This is a genomic window from Streptomyces sp. 11x1 (genome assembly GCF_032598905.1).
Taxonomy (GTDB): Bacteria; Actinomycetota; Actinomycetes; order Streptomycetales; family Streptomycetaceae; genus Streptomyces.
This window is the reverse complement of the sequence record NZ_CP122458.1, coordinates 7,739,053-7,760,141: the sequence shown is the minus strand read 5'-3', so window position 1 is coordinate 7,760,141 and position 21,089 is coordinate 7,739,053. Positions and strand designations below refer to the sequence as shown.

At 67.3% G+C, this 21,089-nt stretch carries 21 protein-coding genes and 2 pseudogenes; 10 read left to right on the top strand and 13 right to left on the bottom strand.

Annotated elements, in window-relative coordinates:
* Positions 1-293: 293 nt before the first annotated feature.
* From P8T65_RS34090 to P8T65_RS34080, 3 genes are all read left to right on the top strand, one after another.
* Positions 294-737, top strand: a complete 444-nt coding sequence (locus P8T65_RS34090; protein ID WP_316729030.1) for a hypothetical protein — start codon at positions 294-296, stop codon at positions 735-737.
* Between the two features lie 151 nt (positions 738-888).
* Positions 889-1,287 (top strand): hypothetical protein, encoded by a 399-nt coding sequence (locus P8T65_RS34085; protein WP_316729029.1) that lies wholly within the window; start codon positions 889-891, stop codon positions 1,285-1,287.
* 82 nt (positions 1,288-1,369) lie between these two features.
* Positions 1,370-1,849 (top strand): hypothetical protein, encoded by a 480-nt coding sequence (locus tag P8T65_RS34080; RefSeq protein WP_316729028.1) that lies wholly within the window; start codon positions 1,370-1,372, stop codon positions 1,847-1,849.
* 267 nt (positions 1,850-2,116) lie between these two features.
* On the opposite strand, the gene P8T65_RS34075 is transcribed toward P8T65_RS34080, so the two are convergent.
* The 7 genes and pseudogenes from P8T65_RS34075 to P8T65_RS34045 all read right to left on the bottom strand — a co-directional run bounded on the left by P8T65_RS34075 (position 2,117) and on the right by P8T65_RS34045 (position 6,341).
* The gene (locus P8T65_RS34075; RefSeq protein WP_316729027.1) at positions 2,117-2,977 is read right to left on the bottom strand and encodes a hypothetical protein; all 861 of its coding nucleotides are present in this window, start codon (positions 2,975-2,977) and stop codon (positions 2,117-2,119) included.
* Between the two features lie 165 nt (positions 2,978-3,142).
* Complete coding sequence (locus tag P8T65_RS34070) at positions 3,143-3,799, bottom strand: class I SAM-dependent methyltransferase (protein WP_316729026.1); 657 nt, start codon at positions 3,797-3,799, stop codon at positions 3,143-3,145.
* Positions 3,800-3,868: 69 nt separating this feature from the next.
* Positions 3,869-4,072: pseudogene (locus tag P8T65_RS34065) on the bottom strand (hypothetical protein); the annotation flags it as partial.
* Positions 4,073-4,169: 97 nt separating this feature from the next.
* Entirely contained in the window at positions 4,170-4,613 is a 444-nt protein-coding gene (locus P8T65_RS34060) for an NUDIX hydrolase (protein WP_316729025.1), read from the bottom strand.
* A gap of 19 nt (positions 4,614-4,632) precedes the next feature.
* Positions 4,633-5,427, bottom strand: a complete 795-nt coding sequence (locus P8T65_RS34055) for an STM4013/SEN3800 family hydrolase (RefSeq protein ID WP_316729024.1) — start codon at positions 5,425-5,427, stop codon at positions 4,633-4,635.
* Positions 5,428-5,509: 82 nt separating this feature from the next.
* Positions 5,510-5,920: a hypothetical protein gene (locus P8T65_RS34050; protein WP_316729023.1), complete on the bottom strand. Its 411-nt coding sequence runs from the start codon at positions 5,918-5,920 to the stop codon at positions 5,510-5,512.
* Complete coding sequence (locus tag P8T65_RS34045; protein ID WP_316729022.1) at positions 5,883-6,341, bottom strand: thymidylate kinase; 459 nt, start codon at positions 6,339-6,341, stop codon at positions 5,883-5,885. The genes P8T65_RS34050 and P8T65_RS34045 overlap by 38 nt, the downstream gene beginning before the upstream one ends.
* A gap of 102 nt (positions 6,342-6,443) precedes the next feature.
* Here P8T65_RS34045 and P8T65_RS34040 point away from each other — a divergent pair, with 102 nt between their 5' ends.
* Together P8T65_RS34040 and P8T65_RS34035 are read left to right on the top strand one after the other, a co-directional pair.
* Positions 6,444-7,196 (top strand): DUF6879 family protein, encoded by a 753-nt coding sequence (locus P8T65_RS34040; protein ID WP_316729021.1) that lies wholly within the window; start codon positions 6,444-6,446, stop codon positions 7,194-7,196.
* A 10-nt stretch (positions 7,197-7,206) separates the two neighbouring features.
* Positions 7,207-8,058, top strand: coding sequence for a helix-turn-helix transcriptional regulator (locus P8T65_RS34035; protein WP_316729020.1), 852 nt, complete (start codon positions 7,207-7,209; stop codon positions 8,056-8,058).
* 58 nt (positions 8,059-8,116) lie between these two features.
* On the opposite strand, the gene P8T65_RS34030 is transcribed toward P8T65_RS34035, so the two are convergent.
* Both P8T65_RS34030 and P8T65_RS34025 read right to left on the bottom strand, forming a co-directional pair.
* The gene (locus P8T65_RS34030) at positions 8,117-8,320 is read right to left on the bottom strand and encodes a DUF397 domain-containing protein (protein ID WP_316729019.1); all 204 of its coding nucleotides are present in this window, start codon (positions 8,318-8,320) and stop codon (positions 8,117-8,119) included.
* Positions 8,317-9,147, bottom strand: coding sequence for a helix-turn-helix transcriptional regulator (locus P8T65_RS34025; protein ID WP_316729018.1), 831 nt, complete (start codon positions 9,145-9,147; stop codon positions 8,317-8,319). Before P8T65_RS34025 ends, P8T65_RS34030 begins: the two co-directional genes overlap by 4 nt.
* A 226-nt stretch (positions 9,148-9,373) precedes the next feature.
* On the opposite strand from P8T65_RS34025, the pseudogene P8T65_RS47450 reads away from it, so the two are divergent.
* From P8T65_RS47450 to P8T65_RS34005, 4 genes and pseudogenes are all read left to right on the top strand, one after another.
* A pseudogene (locus P8T65_RS47450) lies at positions 9,374-9,484 on the top strand (ATP-binding protein); the annotation flags it as partial.
* Between the two features lie 203 nt (positions 9,485-9,687).
* Positions 9,688-10,080 carry a hypothetical protein gene (locus P8T65_RS34015; protein ID WP_316731973.1) on the top strand — a complete coding sequence of 131 codons (393 nt, stop codon included), beginning with the start codon at positions 9,688-9,690 and terminating at the stop codon, positions 10,078-10,080.
* Positions 10,081-10,111: 31 nt separating this feature from the next.
* Positions 10,112-10,462, top strand: coding sequence for a DUF6247 family protein (locus P8T65_RS34010; protein ID WP_316729017.1), 351 nt, complete (start codon positions 10,112-10,114; stop codon positions 10,460-10,462).
* The gene (locus tag P8T65_RS34005) at positions 10,459-10,749 is read left to right on the top strand and encodes a hypothetical protein (RefSeq protein WP_316729016.1); all 291 of its coding nucleotides are present in this window, start codon (positions 10,459-10,461) and stop codon (positions 10,747-10,749) included. Before P8T65_RS34010 ends, P8T65_RS34005 begins: the two co-directional genes overlap by 4 nt.
* Positions 10,750-10,920: 171 nt before the next feature.
* Here P8T65_RS34005 and P8T65_RS34000 read toward each other — a convergent pair whose 3' ends face one another.
* A complete protein-coding gene (locus tag P8T65_RS34000; protein ID WP_316729015.1) occupies positions 10,921-11,124 on the bottom strand; it encodes a DUF397 domain-containing protein in 204 nt (67 codons plus the stop codon).
* Entirely contained in the window at positions 11,121-11,951 is an 831-nt protein-coding gene (locus P8T65_RS33995) for a helix-turn-helix transcriptional regulator (protein WP_316729014.1), read from the bottom strand. Before P8T65_RS33995 ends, P8T65_RS34000 begins: the two co-directional genes overlap by 4 nt.
* 161 nt (positions 11,952-12,112) lie before the next feature.
* Between P8T65_RS33995 and P8T65_RS33990 the strand changes: the two genes are divergently transcribed.
* Positions 12,113-12,703 carry an ATP-binding protein gene (locus P8T65_RS33990; RefSeq protein WP_316729013.1) on the top strand — a complete coding sequence of 197 codons (591 nt, stop codon included), beginning with the start codon at positions 12,113-12,115 and terminating at the stop codon, positions 12,701-12,703.
* On the opposite strand, the gene pglX is transcribed toward P8T65_RS33990, so the two are convergent.
* Positions 12,630-16,232 carry a BREX-2 system adenine-specific DNA-methyltransferase PglX gene (gene pglX, locus P8T65_RS33985; protein ID WP_316729012.1) on the bottom strand — a complete coding sequence of 1,201 codons (3,603 nt, stop codon included), beginning with the start codon at positions 16,230-16,232 and terminating at the stop codon, positions 12,630-12,632. The genes P8T65_RS33990 and pglX overlap by 74 nt on opposite strands.
* Entirely contained in the window at positions 16,229-20,962 is a 4,734-nt protein-coding gene (gene pglW / locus P8T65_RS33980) for a BREX system serine/threonine kinase PglW (protein ID WP_316729011.1), read from the bottom strand. Before pglW ends, pglX begins: the two co-directional genes overlap by 4 nt.
* Positions 20,963-21,089: the final 127 nt, after the last annotated feature.

Sequence of the window (21,089 nt, the reverse complement as noted above, 5' to 3'; positions counted from 1 at the left end):
CGCAGGAGAGGTAACCTTTGGGAGATCGAACGGCAAGTGGGAGGTCCGCAGAGTAAACAATCTCTCCACCGGCTACTGTCCGGACGTCACCTCTTGGTCGCCAGTGAGGAAGTCCTTCAGAAGGATCAACATTCGCCACCCGGATAATTTCACAGAGACCTTCACATTCCGGCGTTGTCCCGCATGCCTCGAAACCAATCTTGTGAAGGATTCTTACTTCATTTGTGTCTTCTGCGGAACCAACCTTCCTCAACAGTGGAATATTGACACCTGTAGAGGGTCGAACTGACCGCATGGAAATGACTCGAACGGTCAAGTATCGCTTGCGCAGCCATATCGGCGGACTGGCGGCCGACCTCACAGCACATGCACGACCTTCCACCGAATCAGACCCCCCGGACGTGCAGATCCACGGCAACGTACGCCTAGCCATGCCATCCGGTGGACTGCACTGGAAAGATCTCGCATGGCTGTCCTTCGGCGTCGCTTTCAACGCACCGGAGTTGACCAAGAGATTTCCTCGCGGAATCACCATCCAAGTCATCTCGATCGAAGCGCCGTTGAGCGACTACCGCTCCGAAGTTTCGGCGCTGGCAATGAACCTCTGGCTGCGTGAAGAGTTCAAGCTTCCCTTCAACGACGTCGGCGCTGAATTCAATACATCGTCCGGAGATTACGAATTCAGATGGGGCCACGAAGGAGACCCCTTCTCCGACTCTTTGATTGAGCCGCAATAACTGGAGGATATGATCTGCTGGGCGCCGGCCGAAGCAGTCGACTGTCCAGGACCGCACCGCCTCCAACGCTCTCACCAAATTCGAAGACCCGCCCACCACCCAAGACGGAAGGTATTCAGGCCTCTCTGCTGACGGTTTGAATGGATTTCACATGTCGACCCGAAGTACGCATGCGATGCAAGTACTCAGCAGGTTTGGAGAACTCTCCTGGTTTTCTCTGCCTGCGGAGAAAAACCCTGTTTATGGATACCCACAGGTACCGTATATGGGGTGGCGCTACACATCTGCCCAAGAAGACGTCGCACGCCTCATCGAAGATGCCGTAGGAGCACTGCCAACAGAAATCGAATGGACACTCGACAGGACAAGAGGAAATTGGCTCCTGGTTCCAACCCGGATTCTGCGCGAATCACATGGGCTCGACAGCCCGGCATTCACCAACGTTGTCCACTCCGTAAACACCCAGGACCACGAATTTTGTTTCAGGGCGCTATCGGATCTCGACCTCATCCTCCAGCACCTGCAGCAGGTCCCGATCCCGAAAGAATGACGTCGCTACCGCACTGGCCCACCCCCTGGGCATCATGGAAAGCCAACGGGAGAGATCATCGAGAGCCCGGGATATGCGTGCGATGGCTGAAGAAATCAAGATCCGCGTCGAAAAAGGTGGCCGGGAGAACCAATGGAAGATAGTGGTCGAAGGGGAGGGCCCATGGACTCTTCGCCTCGAATCACCCAACAGGGTTGAGTCGACGGCGAGCGGCGACAACATCTTTGAAGCTTTGCGATCCATGCGAAGAGAACTCTCGTCAAGAAACATCTTGCTCTGCTGCAACGGAGCACGCGTTAACGTGAGACCTTCAGGCCTCTCTGCATCACACGGCGCGTGGATGGTTTACGTTCTCCACATGTGGCGCCCTTCAACAGTTCGAGATCTGGTTCCCGTCTTCGGATACGCCCCGCCCCACAAAATCGGCACCGTGGAAGAGCAGGATGCCTACTGGGAACGCCACCTCAAGAACAGAATGAATTGGCTTAACTTCATCAACCCGCTTTGGTGGATCTATTTTTTCACAAGTTCCTGGGGGAAGCCCAAGAGGCACGATTTCTGAGCTTGACATCCGACTCGGGACCCAAACGCCGGATTCGATGCGCTTGATGAGCGTGGTGAGGGAATCCACGACTCCTTCGCCCAAGAGATCGTCTCCCTGGCCCGCCCCAGGTGTCCGGTGCTCCAGCAGGTTCTCGCGGTTCGCGGTGACCAGCGAGGCAGGAGGACGAACGAGCCCTCACGCCCACAGATCACCGCCCCCGGCGGCGATGACGAGAACACCCGTCGCATCGGGCGCCCTTCGGCACTCGGGGGTGCGTTTGCGGCATCAAGGCTGAGGTTCCTCCAGCTCGACTTCGGTGACCTCTGCGCCGTGCTGTTCAGCACGGGGTGTGGGGAAAGGCGCCTGGTCTTCCACGACTTCCCCTTCCATCACCCGGCCCGACGGTTGCGCCAGCGGCAGGCCGGCGAGGTGCCTCTTCAGCCTCTTGGCCATGGGTAGGTAGGTAGCGAGGGTGAGCCCGCCGGAGACAGCGGCCCCTACGAGGGGGATGGCCTTCGAGACGGTCGTCGCGAAGGACTGCGTCGTCATCCTGACACCGAGGTAGCCCGCCACTCTCTTCACCATCGGGTAGACGACACCATGGGTGAGTGCCTTCTGCGGCAGCTTCTTGGCGACCTGCTCCGCCATCATCCCGGCGACCTTCCCCACCGCGACGTTCGCTGACTTGGTACCGAACATCACGCCGAAGAACAGCGTGAGCACTCCCTTGGTGGCGTCATCGACGTCATCACCCTCGTCGGAGAACAGATCGGGCCAGCTGTAGAGGTAGGCGAGTTTCTGCGCGATGCGCAGCATGTGGCCGACGTACTGTGCCGTGTCGGCGGGCACCGTAGCGGGAAGGGCCATGATGCCGGGAATCCCGGCAGCCGCGGAGAGTGCACTGACCTTCGCCGTCTCATAGCGGATGGAGTCGTTGGCCACCCTGTCGAGAACCTCGCCAGGGATGCCCGCCGCGGCGGGGGTCTCCTCTACCGCCCGGCGGATGTCGTCCTCGGAGCAGCGGCGAGACAGCGCACTTCGGAGATACGCCTCCCTGTTGATGCGCACTCCCGGAAGCTTCGCTGCCGCCAGCAACAGCGCGAAGAAACGCGACTCGGGGTTCTCGACCTCTTTACCCTGCTTCATGGCAAGAACGTACAGTAGCTCCGCATCCCAAGGGTTCAACTCTGCAAGTCCGTTGAAGCCTCATCTTGTGAGTGACGCTGACGCGTGGGCCGACTTCCCTCGCGATGTCGATCGACTCCCGGGAAGGCGACCTCCGCCGGGAGTCGGCCGTCTCACAAGGGTCCCTCAGGGAACGACTCCGCGTACGAGTAGCGTCCCGATGTGTCCAGGGTGAGGAGCGTCAAGGACCCGCGCGTCGGCTGTGGCGAATCCGGCCCGCGTGAGCAGGCGCTCCCACACAGCCGGGCGATAGCTGTAGCGGTAGGTGAACATCGCTTTTCCGGCGAAGCCTCCCTTGTACATGCCCTGTGGCCCGTACGCACCCGGAATGGCCGGCGGCTGCGAGAACACGAAGACGCCGCCGGGCCGGAGCCTTCGGCGGACCAGGGGGAAGAGACGGCCCGGGTCGGTGAACCAGGCGGCTCCGAAGATCGAGTAGACGGCGTCGTACCCGCCCTCGTGATCGCTCAGGTACTCCAGCACCTCGGAGCACACGAACTCCGCTCCGGTGCCTGCCCACTTCGTGGTGGTCTTCTCGACCATGACGGGAGACAGGTCCACGCCGCGAGCGGCGATGCCGCGCTCAGCGAGGTGGGCCAGGGCGCGGCCGGTGCCACAGCCGATCTCCAGGACGGAACGCGGGTTGCCCAGCAGCTCCGGGCCAGGTCCGTGACCGGCGTATTGGGTCCAGCAGAAACTCGGCTCCGCGTCGTCCTTGAAGGCGGAAGCGGCGAAAGTGTCCCACAGCTCCGTCTCAGCGGCGATGTCGTGTTGTGCGGGCAAGTCGATTCCTCTTCACAGGGGCTGGCCCCTGTCCTCCGGGGCCGAGGGCAGGGGCCAGGGTAGGGCCGCTCAGTGGCTGTCGGGGACCTTGTTGTCGCACGGCGAGCAGTCCGTGCCGTCGACCGCCCACAGCTCCTCGTCGATGTCGAAGTCGATGGACTTCAGGAAGTCCGCTGTGCGCAGGCACAGACCGTCACGGCGGCGCTGGATGAACGGGGCGTGGTGCTTGTAGCGGCCCTCGTTGTACGCGTCGCAGAGGGCCCACCACACAGGTGGGGGCCGGCCGACGGCCGGGCGGCGCACCGAGTCCGGCCCGCCGCGCCCCGGCCCCCGGCAGTACAACCCCTCGGCGCCCGGGGATGGACTCCTCTCAGGCTGTGATGACCTGCTGGGCGAGCAGCAGCGCCAGCGGTCCCCCCTGAAGCAGGAAGCGTCCCTCGGTGGCGGCCCGGATCGCGTCAGGCATCGGCCACCACATGAGCTTGAAACTCTCTTCACTGGGCGTGAGCTGCTGCGGGCCGCAGGTGAGGCCCTCTGCCAGGAAGAGGTGGATTCGGGCAGTGGAGTTGAGGGTGATGGCGTACGAGCCGAGGGCCTGCCAGGTCTGGGCGGTGACGCCGGCTTCCTCGCGCAGCTCGCGCCGCGCGCACTCTTCCGGTGTCTCGCCGTCCTCCCGGCGTCCTCCGGGCAGGAACACGTACTCGCCGCCGTGCTGGGGGAACTCGGCGGTCAGGACGGCGACCGTGCCGTCCGCGTCTCGGGCCACGATGACGGAGGCGTCGCGCACGGCCCCTCGTCGGGATGTGTCGCTCATGGCCGGGGAGCGTAGCCACCTACGCTGACAGCCAGGCCGCGAACGGCACGTTCAGCACGGTCGGGTGAGCGATGCCACGGCCGTGGTAGCCGTCCTCGCCGAAGGCGTCACCGTGGTCGGCGCACATGATGATCAGCCATCTCTTCCTGCCGGTGAGCCCGTCGACCAGGCGGCCGAGGTGTTCGTCCGCGTAGGCGAGTGCGGCGGCCTGGGACTGCCAGGAGTCGCCACTGTCGCCGATGTAGTGGCCGTGGGGGACGTGGGTGGCGGAGACGTTGACGAACAGGAACAGCGGCCGGTTGGCGTACTGCTCGGCGACGGTCAGGGCACGGTCGACCTGGTGGCGGGTGGAGTCGGGCTCCGGGGAGCAGAACTCGGGCCGCCAGTGGTCCTCGTCGAACATGTCGGGCAGCACCGACCCGAGCGGTGTCTCCCGCGAGAAGTAGGTCACGCCGCCGATGCACACGGTGCGGTAGTCGTGCTGGGCAAGCCCGGTGAGGAGGTTCGACGCGTCGAAGACGAACGTGCCCGCGTCGACCGTCTTGACCGCGGGCGGGCGGCACTCCCACAGCCGCGGCGGCTGTACGGGCTGCGGGAGCTTGGGCAGGAAACCGGAGAAGAACGCGATGTGCGCGGGGAGGGTGAACGTGCCAGGGGTGCGGCGTTCCTCCCACGCCCCGCCCGGCAGGATCTTCGCCAGACGCGGGGTCTGCCCGGCGTGCAGGGCCGCACGGGCGACGTCATAGCGCAGGGAGTCCAGGGTGACGAACAGGATGCTGGTGCCGCTTCGGATGACCTCGGCAGCGTCGATCACAGTGCCTCCACCAGATCTCGACGTTCGGTGATGCGGCCCTTGGCCTGCTCGTTCACCGGGAGGGGGACACGGTCAGAGGCGATCATCTGCCGCACTCTGGCGAGGCCGGTCTCCTCGGTGTCGTCTGGCCGTCCGCGTCGTAGAGGCGGATCGTGACGGTCCGCCGCCCACCGCCGTCGGTCGTGGTCAGCAGGGCGCCGGGGACGCCCCCGAGTTGTTTCATGGCGTGCAGGAGCTGGGCTTCGTCGGCCGTGCCGAGGCTGGAGACCTGGCAGCCGAAGTGCTCGGCGTTGATGGCCCCGCGGCAGAACCGCTGGTGGAACTCGGCCGTCGTGGGGTGGCTGTCGTGGGCCACGGCCATCTGCCGAGCCCGGCTGATCACGACGAAGCAGGCGGCGACCCACCAGGCGACGCCCTCGTGGATCTCGTCCGGGAACGCGCCGGCGACGCGGCCGTCACGGATGACGGCGTCGGTGTCGATCGGGTTGAGCACGCCTGCCCTCCAGGTGCTTGACGATGATGTCGGCCAGGTCGTCCGGGCTGCGGCCGTCGGTGGGGAGAACGACCATGCTCGGATCGGTCTCGGCGACGGACTGGAAGTTCTCCCGGAGCCGGGCAAGGCGGCCAGGGACGTCGTACAGGTCGGTGTCGTCCTGCTTCACGTCCGTCTTGGTGCTCATCCGCTCCTTCAACGAGTTGTCGGAACTGATGAGGTAGAAGGTGACGTCCGGCGCCACCAGGTAGGGCAGGAACGGGGCGATCAGCTCGCGCACCTGATCCAGGCCCACTTGGTTGACAGCGGCGTGGCAGGCCATGACCGAGGAGGCGTACCGGTCCGCGACCACCGGCCCCCTGCAAAGGTGCTGCCGTACGGCGTCGGAGACGTGCAGGAGATTTGCTCGCTGCTCGCCCAAGATTGCGGGAGTTTTCTCCTGAACCCTGCCCGGCTCTGTAGTGCCTGGCAGGCCCCCCGACCATGCTGAGGGGGTCAACACCCCGAGGAAGGGAGAGCGTCCATGGTTCGTCGGTTGCGCTTCACCGGCACGGACAGCAAGGTCGACGGTTGCCCCGCCCTGCACACGGACGAAGGCACCGGCGAGATCATCGTTCAGGGCACGCCCGTCACCGACCCCGAAGACCTCGCACAGCTCCGGCACTTCGGAGTCGACGAGGCAGCGGTGGCCGTGCCGCGCGAACTGCTTGTGAACTGGGGGCCGAAGGAGATGGAGCGAGTGCCGGAACTCGTGGACCGGGCCACCTTCCGCCGCCTGTTCGAGACCTTCGAGCACACCGCCTGGCGGCTGGAGACGCGGCGCGGTTACGCGTCGGACCGCCAGGACCCCGACTTCCAGGCGTTCCTGGCCACCGGCTCGGCACCCTGCGACCCCGACGAACCCTGGTTCCTCAATATCAAGGCCCAGACGGACGCCGGAAAGACAGTCGGCCGTGTACGTGTCGCCGACAACCCGCCCACCACGGAACAGCTGTTCCTGCTCGACTACGCCCGGCACAACGCCACCTTCGGCGAGGACATCCGGTACCTGTGGCGCGAGGACGCCGCGCGGGCCGGCCTGCCCGGCGAGGACTTCTGGATCTTCGATTCACGGCTGGTCGCCCTGCTGCACTTCGATGACGAGGACAACCTGCTCGACATCGAGCTGATCACCGAACCGGCTGAGGTCGTGCGGTACGCCATCGCGCGCGACGCCGCGATGCACCACGCGATCCCGCGCGAGCAGTTCGCCGCACAGGTGGCCACCACCGAATAGCACGTGACCGGTGAGCACCGACTACCAGCAGGCACGGGCGGCGTTGGGGGCGCGGCTGCGCGAACTCCGTTTCACGTGCCCCGGTGGTCGGCTCACCGGTCAGCAGCTCGCGCAGCGGCTCGGCTGGCCGGGCTCCAAGGTCAGCAAGCTGGAGAACGGCAAGCAGACGGCCACCCCCGAGGACCTGCGGGCGTGGGCCGACGCGACCGGGCAGCCGGGGGTGTACCCCGAACTCGCTGCCCGGCTGGCCGGGTTCGAGTCGCACATCAGGTCATGGCGTCGAGCGCTGGCGACCGGCTTCAAGCCCCTTCACGAGGGGCTGAGTGCCGAGATCGACCGCACCAGGGACATGTGGATCTGGGAAGAGTCGGTGATCGCCGGATTACTGCAGACCCCGGAGTACGCCCGGCACGTCATCCAGCGGTATGCGGAGCTGCTGGACGGACCCGGCGACATCGAGGCAGCCGTCCGTTCCCGGGTGCAGCGCCAGGAATGGCTGTACCGGTCCGGCCGCACGCTGCACGTGTTGATATGGGAGGCCGCGCTCCGGTCGCTGATCTGCCCGCCCTCGGTACTGGCGAGCCAACTCGACCGCCTCAACGGCATGATCGGTATGGACACGGTCGAGCTGGGTGTCATCCCCTTCACCGCGTCCGTCAAGATCGTGCCTGCCAACGGCTTCTGGGTGCTCGACGACCGGCTGGTCGTCGCCGAGGACTGGCACGCCGAACTGTGGCTGGACGACGCCGACAACATCACCCTGTACAAGAAGGTCTGGAAGACCCTCAGCGAGTCGGCGGTGCACGGGGCCGACGCCCATAACCTCATCAACTCGGCCCGCCGAGCACTGAATGCGCGTTGACGAGGTTGTGCGCAGGGCCCCTGGGCAAGCACCCGCCTGCCCAGGGGCCCTGCGCCTGTCAGAGTGCTGCGAACTCTACGAACGCGGTCCACGCCGTGGGGTCTACGGCAAGTGCGGTGCGGGTTGTGTCCTTTGAGTCGCGGACGTGGACGGTGCCCATCCCGGCCGCAACCTCAACACACTGGCCGCCGTCACCGGCACTGTAGCTGCTTTTGAACCATTTCAGGCCATCAGCGTCCGGCCCGGCCTTGTCCCCGCTCATCTCTCTCCCAGCAACTTCTCGATCAACGCCAGCGATTCTGTCGGAGTGTGGGCCTGCGCGCGAAGGATCCCGTACGAACGCTCAAGTTCTCGCACCTTCAGACGTTCCGTGTGGACACGGCTGTCGCTTTGTACCTCCGTGTACGCCATCCTGCGCCCATCCTTGGTCTCCATCAAGGTGAACGGGCCAGCGAGTCCCGCATGTTCCTGACGGGACAGCGGCATCACCTGGATCACGATGGTGCGCTTCTCCGCAGTCAGCCTGAGGTGCTCCAACTGGCCTCGCCAGACAGCCACCCCGCCGAGCGGCCGGAGCAGTACAGCCTCCTCGATCACAAAACTCAGATGGGGCGCCGGACGTCGAGAGAAGATCTCCTGCCGAGCCAGTCGCGCGGCCACCCTCTGCTCGATCAGCGCCTCGTCCAGAAGTGGCTGCCACATGGCAAACACCGCTCGCGCGTACTCCTCGGTCTGCAAGAGACCATTGACCAACTGAGTGTCGTACACATGAAGCTCAACCGCTTCGGACTCCAACTTGGCCGCGTCCCGGAAGAACGCCGGGTACTGAGCCCGAGCCACCTCCTCCTTGCTCGCACTCAACACGCCATCAGCCGCCAGCACTTCATCAGCGCGGTCGATGAACTTCGGCGGCGGGATACGTCTCGCCTGCTCGAACGACGCGATTGTCGAGGCCGAGTACCCGGTCAGCGAGCCGAGCGCCGCGCGGTCCATTCCCGCCCGCTCCCGGAACAGCTTCAACTGCCTCCCGAACACGCACAGCATGCCCGTTCCGACCTCGTACTCCGGCTGCTGAACCTCGTCGTCCACGCCGCAGCTCCTCTCGTACCACCGCCCGGTCGGCCAACTCGGGGCCCGGGAACCGGTCACGCCCACCACCACGTACAAGCGCACCGCCCGCGTGTACAGCCCGTACCCGTCAGCGCATCGCCCCTGGTCAAGCTACGCAGAGTCCGCGACCGTCTACCCCATGAAGTCAGCAACTCCCCCGAACGGGCATATGCCACGACGCCTCGCACCCGAACGCGAGTTCACCATGCGCTTCACCTCAACGCCACGCGGCGCCCGTCTCGCCCGCCGACTCGTCTCACACCGCCTGGACGACTGGGGCCACCCCTACACCACCCCGACCAACGGGACGCTCAGCCCGCACAGTACGAGCGTGGCTGCCTGCCCTGCGGCCGGAGCGGGAGGCCGGCTCGTTACGCGACTACGCACGGCACTACCCACGTCTGGATACGGCGCACCGAGAACGGAACGCCCCGGCCGTTTCCGCATACGGGAGGGCGCCCCGATCCGTAGTACCGTTTCGATTGGTAGAACGCGCCGTCACGAGAACCGGAGCCCAGCATGCCGGCGACAGGAGAGACCGAACGCGCCCCCAACGTCGGGAAGGCCGTATGGGAAGGGGCCGGCGAACGCGCCAAGAGCGAGGGGCTGCCTCTCATCTGGGTCATGAGCCGAGCCCTCACCGACTACGCCTCCGGAACCCTCCCCCTGCCCCACACCACCACCGGCCCGGAGGCCGGACCCCGCCGCGGCCGGACCGTCTTCGCAAGCGACATCATATGGAACGAAGCCGACAAGCGCCGCTCAAGGGACAAAGTCCGTTCGATGTCCGCGCTCTGCGAGATCCTTCTGAGCGCCTACGCCCGAGGTGAGATCCACCCGTACGCCCGCATGGTCACCACTGCCCAGCGTGACGGACTCAAGCAGACCACACCCACCCCCGCAGCCGCCTGACGGACGCCGTCGCCGCAAAGGAACACCCCTCATGACCACGCTCACCGACACACCGGCGGGGCCGCTCATCCCCATGCCGGACAAAAGCCCCGCCGCCCTCCGGGTCGCCGTCGCCCGTCTCAGTCCCGAGGCCCTGCCCAAGTTCGACGCGCACTGGGCCGAAGCCATGAACCAGGCACGCGACGAGTTCAGCCTCCTGCCCGGCCGCCACTTCGTCGATCACTGGTGGGCATGGGTCGCTGTCCAGCGGTGGCCCGAACGAGCCGCCCGCTTCCACGCATGCGAACACATCGTCGCCACCAGCGACGACAAGGACGCCCGCCGCGCCGCCTCCGCCGAACTCGGCCGCATCCTCGCCGACGCGGAGGCCGACGCCGCGTGAGTGACTGGACCTGGGAGTACAACCCCGACGCCGAACACGTCGTCGGCGACCTCCCCGAGGCCTACAGGCGAGACGTCGAAGACTTCGCCCGCCGCATCGCCGAAGCTGTCGGCGTCCGCCGCATCGGCCACCCTTTCGACATCCAGGAATCCGCCTCCGGCGTCAAGACGCACGCCGAAGGACCCGTCATGGTCTGGTACCAGGAGGACTACCGCGACGATGTCGTACTGATCCTCCGCGTACAGCACTACCTGGCCCCCGCCACGGACCCGAACGGCGAGGGCTGACGGGCTCGCACCGCGTATGCGCCCCCGCTCCAGGGTTGGAGCGGGGGCGCCTACGCGTGACGGGAGTGCGCGCGGAGTCCCCCGTCGATCACGCCACGGGTGAAGCTGGCCTACCCGTACGGCCACAACGCTGAGGCGGGCCTGTCGCGCCCGTCGGCGGTCCGGCCCCTGTCAGAGCGCCGCGAACTCTACGAACGCGGTCCACGTCGTGGGGGCCACGGCGAGGGCGGGGCGGGTTGTGTCCTTTGAGTCGCGGACGTGGACGCTGGCGAGGGAGGCGGCTACTTCGACACACTGGCCGCCCTCAGCGCCGCTGTAGCTGCTCTTGACCCAGACAAGCGCACGCGCGGGACCGCGCTTTGTTTCAGCGTTCATCTCTCTCCCAACAGCTTCTCGATGAAGGCCAGGGACTCACTCGGGGTGAGGGCCTGCGCTCGGATAATCCCATAGCGTGCGGACAGTGCATGGACCGCATCTCGCTCGGTGACCAGCGTGCTCCGACCTTGAGCCTCCATGTAGCCGACCTGCTGGCCCTGCCTTGGCATCAGCAAGGTGAACGCGCCATCCACACCAGCATGGTCCTCACGGTCGAGCGGCATTACCTGAAGCTCGACGTTCCGCTTCTGGCCGAGCAAGAGGAGCTGCTCAAGCTGTCCGCGCCACACCTGCTCACCGCCGAGCGGCCGCCGCACAACCGCCTCCTCCATGACGAAGCTCAGCAACGGAGCGGGCCACCTGTCGAAGATCCCCTGTCGTATGAGCCGCGCAGCAACGCGCTGCTCGATGGTCGCCTCGTCCAGCAGTGGACGCCGCATCCCCAGCAGAGCCCGCGTGTACTCCTCTGTCTGCAACAGGCCGTTGACCACGTGGGTCTCGTACACGTAGAGCTCCACCGCCTCGGCCTCCAACTTGGCGGCGTCCCGGAAGAACGCCGGGTACTGAGCCCGAGCCACCTCCTCCTTGCTGGCGCTCAACACCCCACCCGCATCCAGCACTTCATCAACCCGGTCGATGAACTTCGGCGGCGGGATACGTCTCGCCTGCTCGAACGACGCGATTGTCGAGGCCGAGTACCCGGTCAGCGAGCCGAGCGCCGCGCGGTCCATTCCCGCCCGCTCCCGGAACAGCTTCAACTGCCTCCCGAACACGCACAGCATGCCCGTTCCGACCTCGTACTCCGGCTGCTGAACCTCGTCGTCCACGCCGCAGCTCCTCTCGTACCACCGCCCGGTCGGCCAACTCGGGGCCCGGGAACCGGTCACGCCCACCACCACGTACAAGCGCACCGCCCGCGTGTACAGCCCGTACCCGTCAGCGCATCACTCCTGGTCAAAGCTACGCAGAGTCCGCGACCGTCTACCCCATGAAGTCAGCAACTCCCCCGAACGGGCATATGCCACGGCACCTCGCACCCGAACGCGAGTTCACCATGCGCTTCACCTCAACACCGCGCGGTGCCCGCCTCGCCCGCCGACTCGTCTCACACCGCCTGGACGACTGGGGCCACCCCTACACCACCCACGTCAACGAAACACTCACCCTCATCACGGCGGAACTCTCCGCCAACGCCGTACGCCACGGCCATGTCCCCGGCCGGGACTTCCACCTTCACCTCGTCCTGGGCGAGGGCATCGTCCGGGTCGAGGTGACCGACACCCGCGCCGAGAAGCAGCCTCCGTCCAGCGCTCCGGTGACCGACTCGCTGTCCGAGTCGGGCCGGGGCCTGCTCCTCGTCGCCGCCCTTTCGGACGACTGGGGCGTCACCCCTCGCCATGCCGCCCCGGGAAAAACCGTGTGGGCGGAGCTGCGCGTGCAGCAAGAGGGCCACCCGCGCACGCACCGGGTGGCCCCTGAACCGACGGACGTCGAACTACTCCTGGCTACGGCTTCGCTGCTGCGCGACGACCTCGGGTCGCGGCCGGAGGACGCCAGGCACGGAGGTCGTCGTCGGTGAGGCCGTGCTCGCCCTGCTTCTGCTGGCGGTAGCCAGCGAAGAAGTCGGCCGGGGAGCCGCTGTAGAGCATGTCGAACTCGTTGTGCCATTGGGACAGCCACGGCTGGAGTTCCAGCAAGCCGGCGAGGAAGGGCGTGATCTCCTCGGTGGACAGTGCGGTGTTGGTGAAGTAGGTGGCGAGGGCCTGCGCCTGCTCGCGGTGGTCCCAGCCGGCCCACCCATACAGCTCGGGGGTGGCGGCGTTGGCCTGCCCGTAGGAGATGAACCGCTCCTTGGGCACGTCGAGCTTGCCGCGCGCCCTCCAGTAGGAGGAGCGGAGGAAGTCGGCCGAGGTGTACTTCGGCGGTACGGGGATGGAGTCCCGGATCTTCCGCTTGGCGGGCTCGTCGGGAGCGGCGTCCTCCTTGCGCTGGAGGTCCCACACCTCTTCCCAGTCGGTGCGCTTCTTCAGCCCGGAGGGCTTGTAACGCAGGGCGGAGAGGAACGGCACGTGCTCGTCGCTGATCAGCTCGGCGACGACCTTCGCTAGTTCCTTGCGTGGCGCGTAGAGCTTTGCGACGGAGACGAAGTCCTCGTCACGGGAGAGTGCGTCGGTGAGGCGGGCCAGGGTGAGGATGGTTGGCTGACCGTTCTCGTCGAACCAGTGGTCGCGGTTCTCCATACGGTCGAGCAGCCAGGAGCGGAGGGCCTTCTCCTGGAGCGCGTCCCAACCTTCAGTGGCCCAGCGGCGCTTGTACTCGGGTCGCTCGACCATACCGATGGCACGGTTCGACTCAATGACGTCGATGCGCTTCTGGACGATCTCGCGGTAGGGGGCGGGCCAGTGAGCGGGGATCTCGGTGACGGGCACAAAATTGTGGTTGTGATGTGCAAACCACGACGTGTTGACCTCACCGCGTTCCACCTTGCGGGCCAGTACGATAGCGAAAGCTCGTTCAGCAGGGGCAAGTACAGGAATATTCTCAACGGGCGCAGTGATCTCCTGGTCGAGGAGACCGTAGAGAGCGTAGACCTGCCAGTCGAGTTCTTCTTGGGCGGCAACCATACGGCCGCGGATAGTCTCCCACTTCTCCCGACCTTCCCTCAATGAAGCCGCACTGGGTACACCCCCTGACACAATCACGGAGGGGCTAGTCGCAGCCAGCGCCGAAGAAAGGCCATCCAGGGCAGCCCCAGGTTCTGAGGGCGCCTCAACGGGAATAGGAAACTCCTCCAGCTTGGTTGCCGTGAACTCGAATCGGTGCTCCCACGGCTCATCGGCGCCTGCCACGTCCGCACCAGGGCGCCCCTTGTCGTGACTGACCTGCCTCAGCCAGAATCCGGCGGTGGAGCTATTGAGCAGCCCGAGCAATCGCTGGTACCCCTCTTCACTCACCCCCTCCCGCAACTTGATCACCGGGGCAGTTCGAATGAAGCCGCTTCGGTCACGACGCAGAGTGAACTGATTGTGTGTGGCAACAAACGAAAAGGCGATCAGAAAGGGGGACCAGTAACGTCTGCGGTTGAAACTGGAAAACTCGAACCATGTCAGCCCCTGCTCCTCTTGAGTTCCAGAGAGGGCCCTGCGCCGCCGAAGAAGCACACGATTGCACCAGAGAAGCCGCTCAGTCGCATCATCAATTTGCGCGGTCTGTGTGGCGTCGTCATAGGGGAACAAAGTGCCAGTGCCCTCTTGTACACCCCACTCCCTGACGGATGCACCCCCATAGAACGATCGGATAGACCTGGACGGGACGCCCAACCGCCGTGCGGCAGTCGCCCCGATCATGTAGGCGTCATCTTCTCGGGTTACGGCACAGAACCCAACACTCTCTGCTTCGGAAGAGAGTTTAGCCACCTGCGCACTCTCAATTTGAGCGTTCAACTCCAGACCGCCGTCAGTCAAGATCCACGGCTGGCGCGCGAAGTACCGCATTCGATCAAGGTCGTCCACGGATACCCACTGGCTTACTGATCCTGGCTTGTCGATCTGTTCAACGATCGCCTGCCAAACCAATCCCTCTTCGGCGTTCTCCGGCGCAGACGGCTCCCCTTGCACGCTGCGGACCGTACGAATCGTCGTTGACCGGCCACTCCCGGCACGGCGCTTGCCAACCAGAATGACCGTGGGCGTGCCGTGCCCGGGGATGTAGGCGCCAGAGGTATCAATGACCTCGGTGAGCTCGACTTCGTGGGCGAAGTAGTTCTCGATGAGCTTGGTGCCGAACTCCCGCTTCATGAATGAATTCGCGGTGATCTGTCCGACCAATCCGTACCCATTACCGTCGGCCTGCCCCCTCTTCGCCAACTCATAGAACCGCTGAGCAAACGGCACCGACAGCGCATACTGCATGGCACACGCGTCGTACAGATCCTTGTACAACGCATTAAGCTGCTTGTCCTTCACGGTGATGTAGGGCGGATTTCCCACGACCACGTGGTACCGACCTTGCTGCAGAATCCCGGAATGCTCATGCACGTCCTCCGTGGCGTACGCGAACCTAGCCAGCTCGTCCGTCTCCTGCCCCTCCAGTCCGTCGAACAGCCCCAGTTGCCGAGCCTTGATAAGCGAGTCCCCCACCGCCAGATGTACCGGCCACTCGTACTTCGCCGCCTCCCCCAGCGTCCGCACCCCACTAGCCGCCATAGCCGCAACCAGCAACCGGAACCGCGCAATAGCCACCGCAAACGGGTTGATGTCCACCCCATGCACAGAGTCCAGCGCAGCCCGCACCCGCTCATGCACATCACGCCCCGGCTGCCCCTCCCCCCAAAGCCGCACCAGGCGCCGAAACGCCCCCAGCACAAAGTGCCCCGACCCGCACGTAGGGTCGATCATCTTCAGTTCCTCGTACCCGAACTCCCGAACCGCAGGGTTCATCGTCCGGTCGAGGATGAACTCCTCCACGAACTCCGGCGTCTGGAGCAGCGCGTACGTCTTCCGCGCGGCCTCGCTCAGGTCCTGGTACAGGTCGCCCAGGAACCGCGTGTCCCACCCCTCCGTACCGTCCTCGTTCAGCGGGTCGGTGAAGTCGTGAACGAGGACGCCCGCCTCGTCCCTCCCCCGCCAGAACTCGACCAGCTCCCGCGCACCGTCATGCGACAGCGGAACCTGGTACAGCGGGTTGTGCCGCTTGTCGAAAAGCAGCCGTCCCGCCTGCCCCTGCCCCAGTTCCTCGAACGCCTTCTCCAGCCACCCCCGGTACGTCGGATCCTCGTCCGACTCCACGTACGCGTCGTACCGAGACTCCGCCAGCTCCCGCCGGTCACCGTCCGGCCCCGTCAGGTACGGCTCCGGGATCAGCCGGTTGTCCTCGCAGAACCGTACGAAGACCGTCCCCAGCACCCACGCCACCGCGACCTGCGTGACCCGCTCGTCCAGCCACGAGGTCCACGTCGCCGCCGTACGCCCCAGCTTGCGCGCCTGGTCGTACTCGGCCCTCAGCCGCGCACCGACCTCCCCCAGCGCCTTCACCTGTCGCCCGAGGTCGGTCTCGACCGCCTTGACCTGCTGCTTCAGGTCGTTCAACAGAGCCTTGCGGTCGATCACTTGACGTCTCCCTCGACACCACTGGCACTTGCACCCGCACTTGCCACGCCCTCGCCGGACCCCCGATGAGCGTTGCCCACCCACGTGTCCGGAAGCTGAATCCACTCCCCCAGGCCGGCCTGATACGGCACGGCCACCTGCCCGAGCCGGGGCTCACGCGACGGGTCGGCCTGCGGGACCAGGAGCCACAGCCCCCGCCCGCCCCGCCGGGCCGCCGACGCCAGCCGGTCCAGGACGCCCATCGCGTCGTACCGCGCGAACACCCCGGCCTCCGTCAGCAGCACAGGACCGGCAGGGCCAACAGAACCGGCCCCGCCCCCACCCCCGTCGCCCAGCAGCTCCGCCACCCGGGGCTCCACCGCGCCCCACGCCGTCCGCACGTACTCCGCGAACTTCACGGCACCCTTCGACCCCGGCTCGGCGGCGTCCGCCTTGAGCAGGGTCTCCCAGGTCGGCTTCGTACCCGGCGTGACCTGCGCGTGTAGCGCCTCCAGGAACAACTCCGTCACCGACACCGCGCCCGCGCCCAGCCGCTCCGCGCCCAGCTCCCGTACCGCGTCCCGTACCAACTGCTGCCGTACGGTCAGCACCCGGTACCCGTCCCGGCGGGCCGACGCGAGCAGCCGTTCCTCCGCGCGTACCGCGCCCGCGAGCTGCGGGTCGTCGGCGTACCGCGTCACCGCGCCCGCACGCGTCGACTGGCGCCACGCGCCCGTCGTGAGGTAGCTGGACGCGTCGTCCACCCGCGTCGGCAGGTAGCGCAGCGTGCCCGTGTCCTCGCGTGTGTTCAGCGACAGTTCGAAGCCCGCGTCGCGCAGGGCCTTGGTGAGCGGGCCGCCGGTCGGCAGTTCGTGGGAGGCGCCGCTCCGGCCGTCGACCACGACCAGCTCGGGGAAGCGGGCGCGCACCCGCTCGTGCACGTCCTCGCCCGTCAGGCCGGGTTGCCGCCCCTCCGGTACGCCCGGAATCCAGCGGACGAGCCCCGCCTGCGTGAGCCGCAGCGCCCGGACCAGCGGCAGGTCGCGCGGGTAGATCTCCAGACGCGGAGTGGCCGCGGCGTTCACGGAGGCCGCTGCCGCCAGCTCGACCATGCGCCGCTCGTCCCAGTTCACCGCGCCCGGCGGCACCGTCAGCGCGCCCAGCTCGGCCAGGACCGTCGCCGCCGTCGGCAGGGTGTCCAGCTTGGTCAGCCGGTCCGCCGTACGGCCGAGACGGGTCGCGTACTCCAGCAGGCCCGGTGCGGTCGGAGTGTCCGGGCCGTCGTCCTCCCGTACGTCGAGGGCGAGCAGGCCGGCGCCCAGGGACTCGTCCGTCGCCTTGCGGTTCGGCTGGTGCTGGAACTCGGCCTCCTGCGGGACCAGTTGCTCCACCTCGACCACGGCCCGTACGGCCGCCAGCGCCATCGCGCGCCGCTGCTCACGCCCCGCGAGATGCGTGCCGCGCCGGACCGCCAGGGCGTCCGCGATCTCCACCGCCGAGGCGACCCGCCCCATGCTCACCAGCAGGTCGATGATCTCCTCGCGCAGCGCCTGGACGGCGGGCTCCGCCTTCCAGCGCTTGCGCTCGTCCTTGAGTATCTGCGGGATACGGCCCTGGCTCAGCCCGAGAGCCTCCGCGACGTCCTTCTGCTTCGGCCAGACGCCGATGTCCGGCAGGACGCCGTGCTCGTCGGGCAGGCGCAGCAACAGCCGTACCATCTCCGCCTTGTTGCGGTTGGAGCCGTTGTTGTTGACGGCGGGTACGAAGACGGTGGCGAGGGTGTCGAGGCTGACCGAGCGCAGTGTGCGGGCGGGCAGCGCACCCGCCGACTCGCCCGTCGCGAGGTGGCCGACCAGGGCCGACTCGGCGGCCGTGAGCTGCTCCAGCTCCTCCTTGGCCTCCGCGCGGCCCTTCGGCGTGAGCGGCGAGACGGGGATCTCGCGCAGCCGCTCGCCCCACTCGCGCTGCCGCTGCTGGACCTCGTTGCGGGTCTTGGCGCCCAGGCCGGGGGCGTTGACGAGCTTGCGGCGGCTGTAGTCGAGGAGTTCGCCGACGGTCGTGATGCCCAGGCCGTACAGGAACGACTGGGCGGCGAGCGTGAGGCCGGAGACGGTCAGCGGGGTGTCCCGGGTGACCTCGGCGGCGAGCCGGTCGCGCTGCTGCTCGGCGCTCTCGGGTTCGGCGTCCGCGATCCCCGCCGCGGCGGCGCCCTGTGCGGGCAGGCCCTCCCCGGTGGTCGTGGGCGCCGGGGCCGACGCGCGGGCGCGGTGGCTGGACGGGACCGTCTGCGAGGCGTCGAGGAAGACCTTGCGCCAGGCGTCCCGCATCGGCTTCAGCTCGGGGTACCGCTGGGCCGCGTCGCGGTGCAGGGCCTTCTGGAAGAAGGCGACGAGGCCGTCCCGTACGGCCGGGTCGAAGGCTTCGGCCGCGATGGTCGGGTACGGCCAGTCCTTCGCCTCGGTCATGCGGGGCAGGACGCTGCCGTCGCCCCACTTGGGCAGCTCGCCGGAGGCCATCTGGTGCAGGGTGACGGCGACGGCGTACCGCTCGGCGTGCGAGTCGTACGAGCCGCGGGTGATGACGTCGACGAAGGGGTCGAGGTAGCCGTCGGTGCCCGCGTCGGTGCTCTTCGCCGGGTAGCCGGCGAGGGAGAAGTCGATGAGGACGAGTTCGCGGGTGCGGTTGGGGCGGATGCGGATGGCGATGTTGTCGGGCTTGATGTCGCGGTGCCAGACGCCCTCGCCCTCCAGGAAGTCGACGGCGCCGAAGAGGTAGTCGCCGTACGCCTCCAGCTGGTCGACCTGGAGGCGGCCGTTCTCGCGGAGCTGGCGGGCGACGGTCTCCTCGCGGCGGCGCGGGCGGGACCCGGCCTCGCCGCCCTGCCCGGTGTCGTCGCGTTCGTCGCCGACGTACTCCAGTGCCAGGACCGTACGGCCGCCGATGTGCAGCGGCTCGGGTTCGACGAGGCGGATGATGCCGGAGTGGGGGCGCAGGCGGCCCATGGCCTCGGCCTCGCGGGCGAGGATCTCGCCCCGGTTGTCGGAGAGGGCGACCTTGAGCACGGCCAGCGGGCGGGTCTTGCGGGCCTCGGCCTGGAGGTCGCGGACGAGGAAGGCGCGGCTGGTGGAGCCGGTGCCGAGGCGGCGGCGGATCGCCCACCGGCCGGCCAGCACGTCACCGGCTACGGCCTCCAGCGGGTCCTTGTCGGCGGGGGTCCCGTCCTCCTCGCCGGGCGCCTCCGTGGCGGTGGCCGCCGAGGCGGGGGCGGTGAGGGAGTCCTCGACGACCTCCAGCAGCTCCAGGAACTCGTCCACGCTGGACAGGCGCTGGCCGGGGCGGTAGGCGGTGGCGGCCTGGACCAGCTCGTCCACGTCCTCCGACAGTCCGTCCACGAGGGAGCTGGGGCGCAGGCCCTCCCCCGCCTCCAGGCGGGCCAGCAGCTCGGCCTGGCCGGCGGCCGGGGCCTTGCCGGTGACCAGGAGGTAGGTGAGGACGCCGAGCCCGTACACGTCGAGGTGGACCGGGTCGGGGTTGAGGGCGGTCAGCTCGGGGGCGAGGTAGGCGTCGGCGTCGTCGGCCAGGTGCATCGCGGACAGGGCGGTCGGCGCGAAGCGGGTCATGCCCTGGCCCTGCGAGGAGTCACCGCTGCGCTGGGTGGCGATCTGCCAGTCGGAGATCTGCAGCTCCGGAGTCAGCCAGGCGGCCTCCTCGCCGACGGCCCGGCCCTTGCGGCCGCGCGGGCGGGGGACGACGTGCACGGAGCGGGCGGCGAGCGCCCGGTGGTGGATGCGGCTGGCGTGCGCGGAGCGCATCGTCTCGGCGAGCTGGCGGACCAGCGCCATCCGGCCGAGGATGTCCAGCTTCTCGCCGTACTGGACCAGGTACTCGTCCAGCTTCAACGTGTCCGGGTGGTAGTCGAAGATCAGCGCGGGGCCGGCCGCATGCCCGGAGGGGAAGTACTGCTTGAGCTGGACGGCGCCCGGGTGCTTGAAGCGGCCCAGCACCGCGGCCTCGCGGCGGGCGGCGTTCTCGACGGACTGGCGCAGGGAGGCGTCGGAGCCGCGCTCGCTGAGGTAGATGCGGACGCGGGCGGCCTCGGGCAGGTCGCTGTGGCGGGCGAGGTAGTCCGCCCAGGTGGGCCCGGAGTCGAAGGACTTCCGCTGCAGCTCGTACGGGCCGACCTTGTACTGCGCGTCGCTCTTGCGGATGCCGATGCTCTTGAGGGCCGCCTCGATCTCGCGCGAGCCGATCGCCGTGACGCGGCGCCGCTCGTCACGCGGGGGTGCCTTGAGCATCTCGACCAGCTGGTGGACGGTGTAGACGCCGTTCTGGTCGTGGGCGGGCAGCCGTACGCGCAGGCCGTTGTCGGTGAAGCAGACGGCCTCGGCGACCCAGACCCGCTTGTGGCCGGGCAGCGCGAGCAGGCCGGCCAGTTCCTTGGCCTTGCGGTTGACCAGGTGCAGCGGGTTGCCGTGCGTACGGCGGCGGCCGCCGGGCGTGGTCTGCACCCAGGTGCCGTTCTCGGAGGTGACCGAGCCGTGCCAGTCCTTCAGCTCGATCATGCAGACGCCGCCGGGGGCCACGACGAGCAGGTCGACCTCGCGGACGTGGCCGGTGTTCGCGGTGAAGGTGAAGTTCGACCAGGCACGCCAGGGGTCGGAGTCCGGGAGCTTCTCCCGGATCGCCTCCAGGCCGCGGCGTTCGTGATCGAACTCGGACTCGGTGACCGTGACCCACCGGCCTTCCCGCATGCCTGTTCCCCGCTCGTCGTGTCCTGCAAGGGCCGCCGTTCCCCATAGTCAGACCCAGGGTCCAAATCCTAGTGGCCAGCCGTGCCGCGAAAAGAGACGGTGAAGGACGGGAGTACGGGACCTTCCG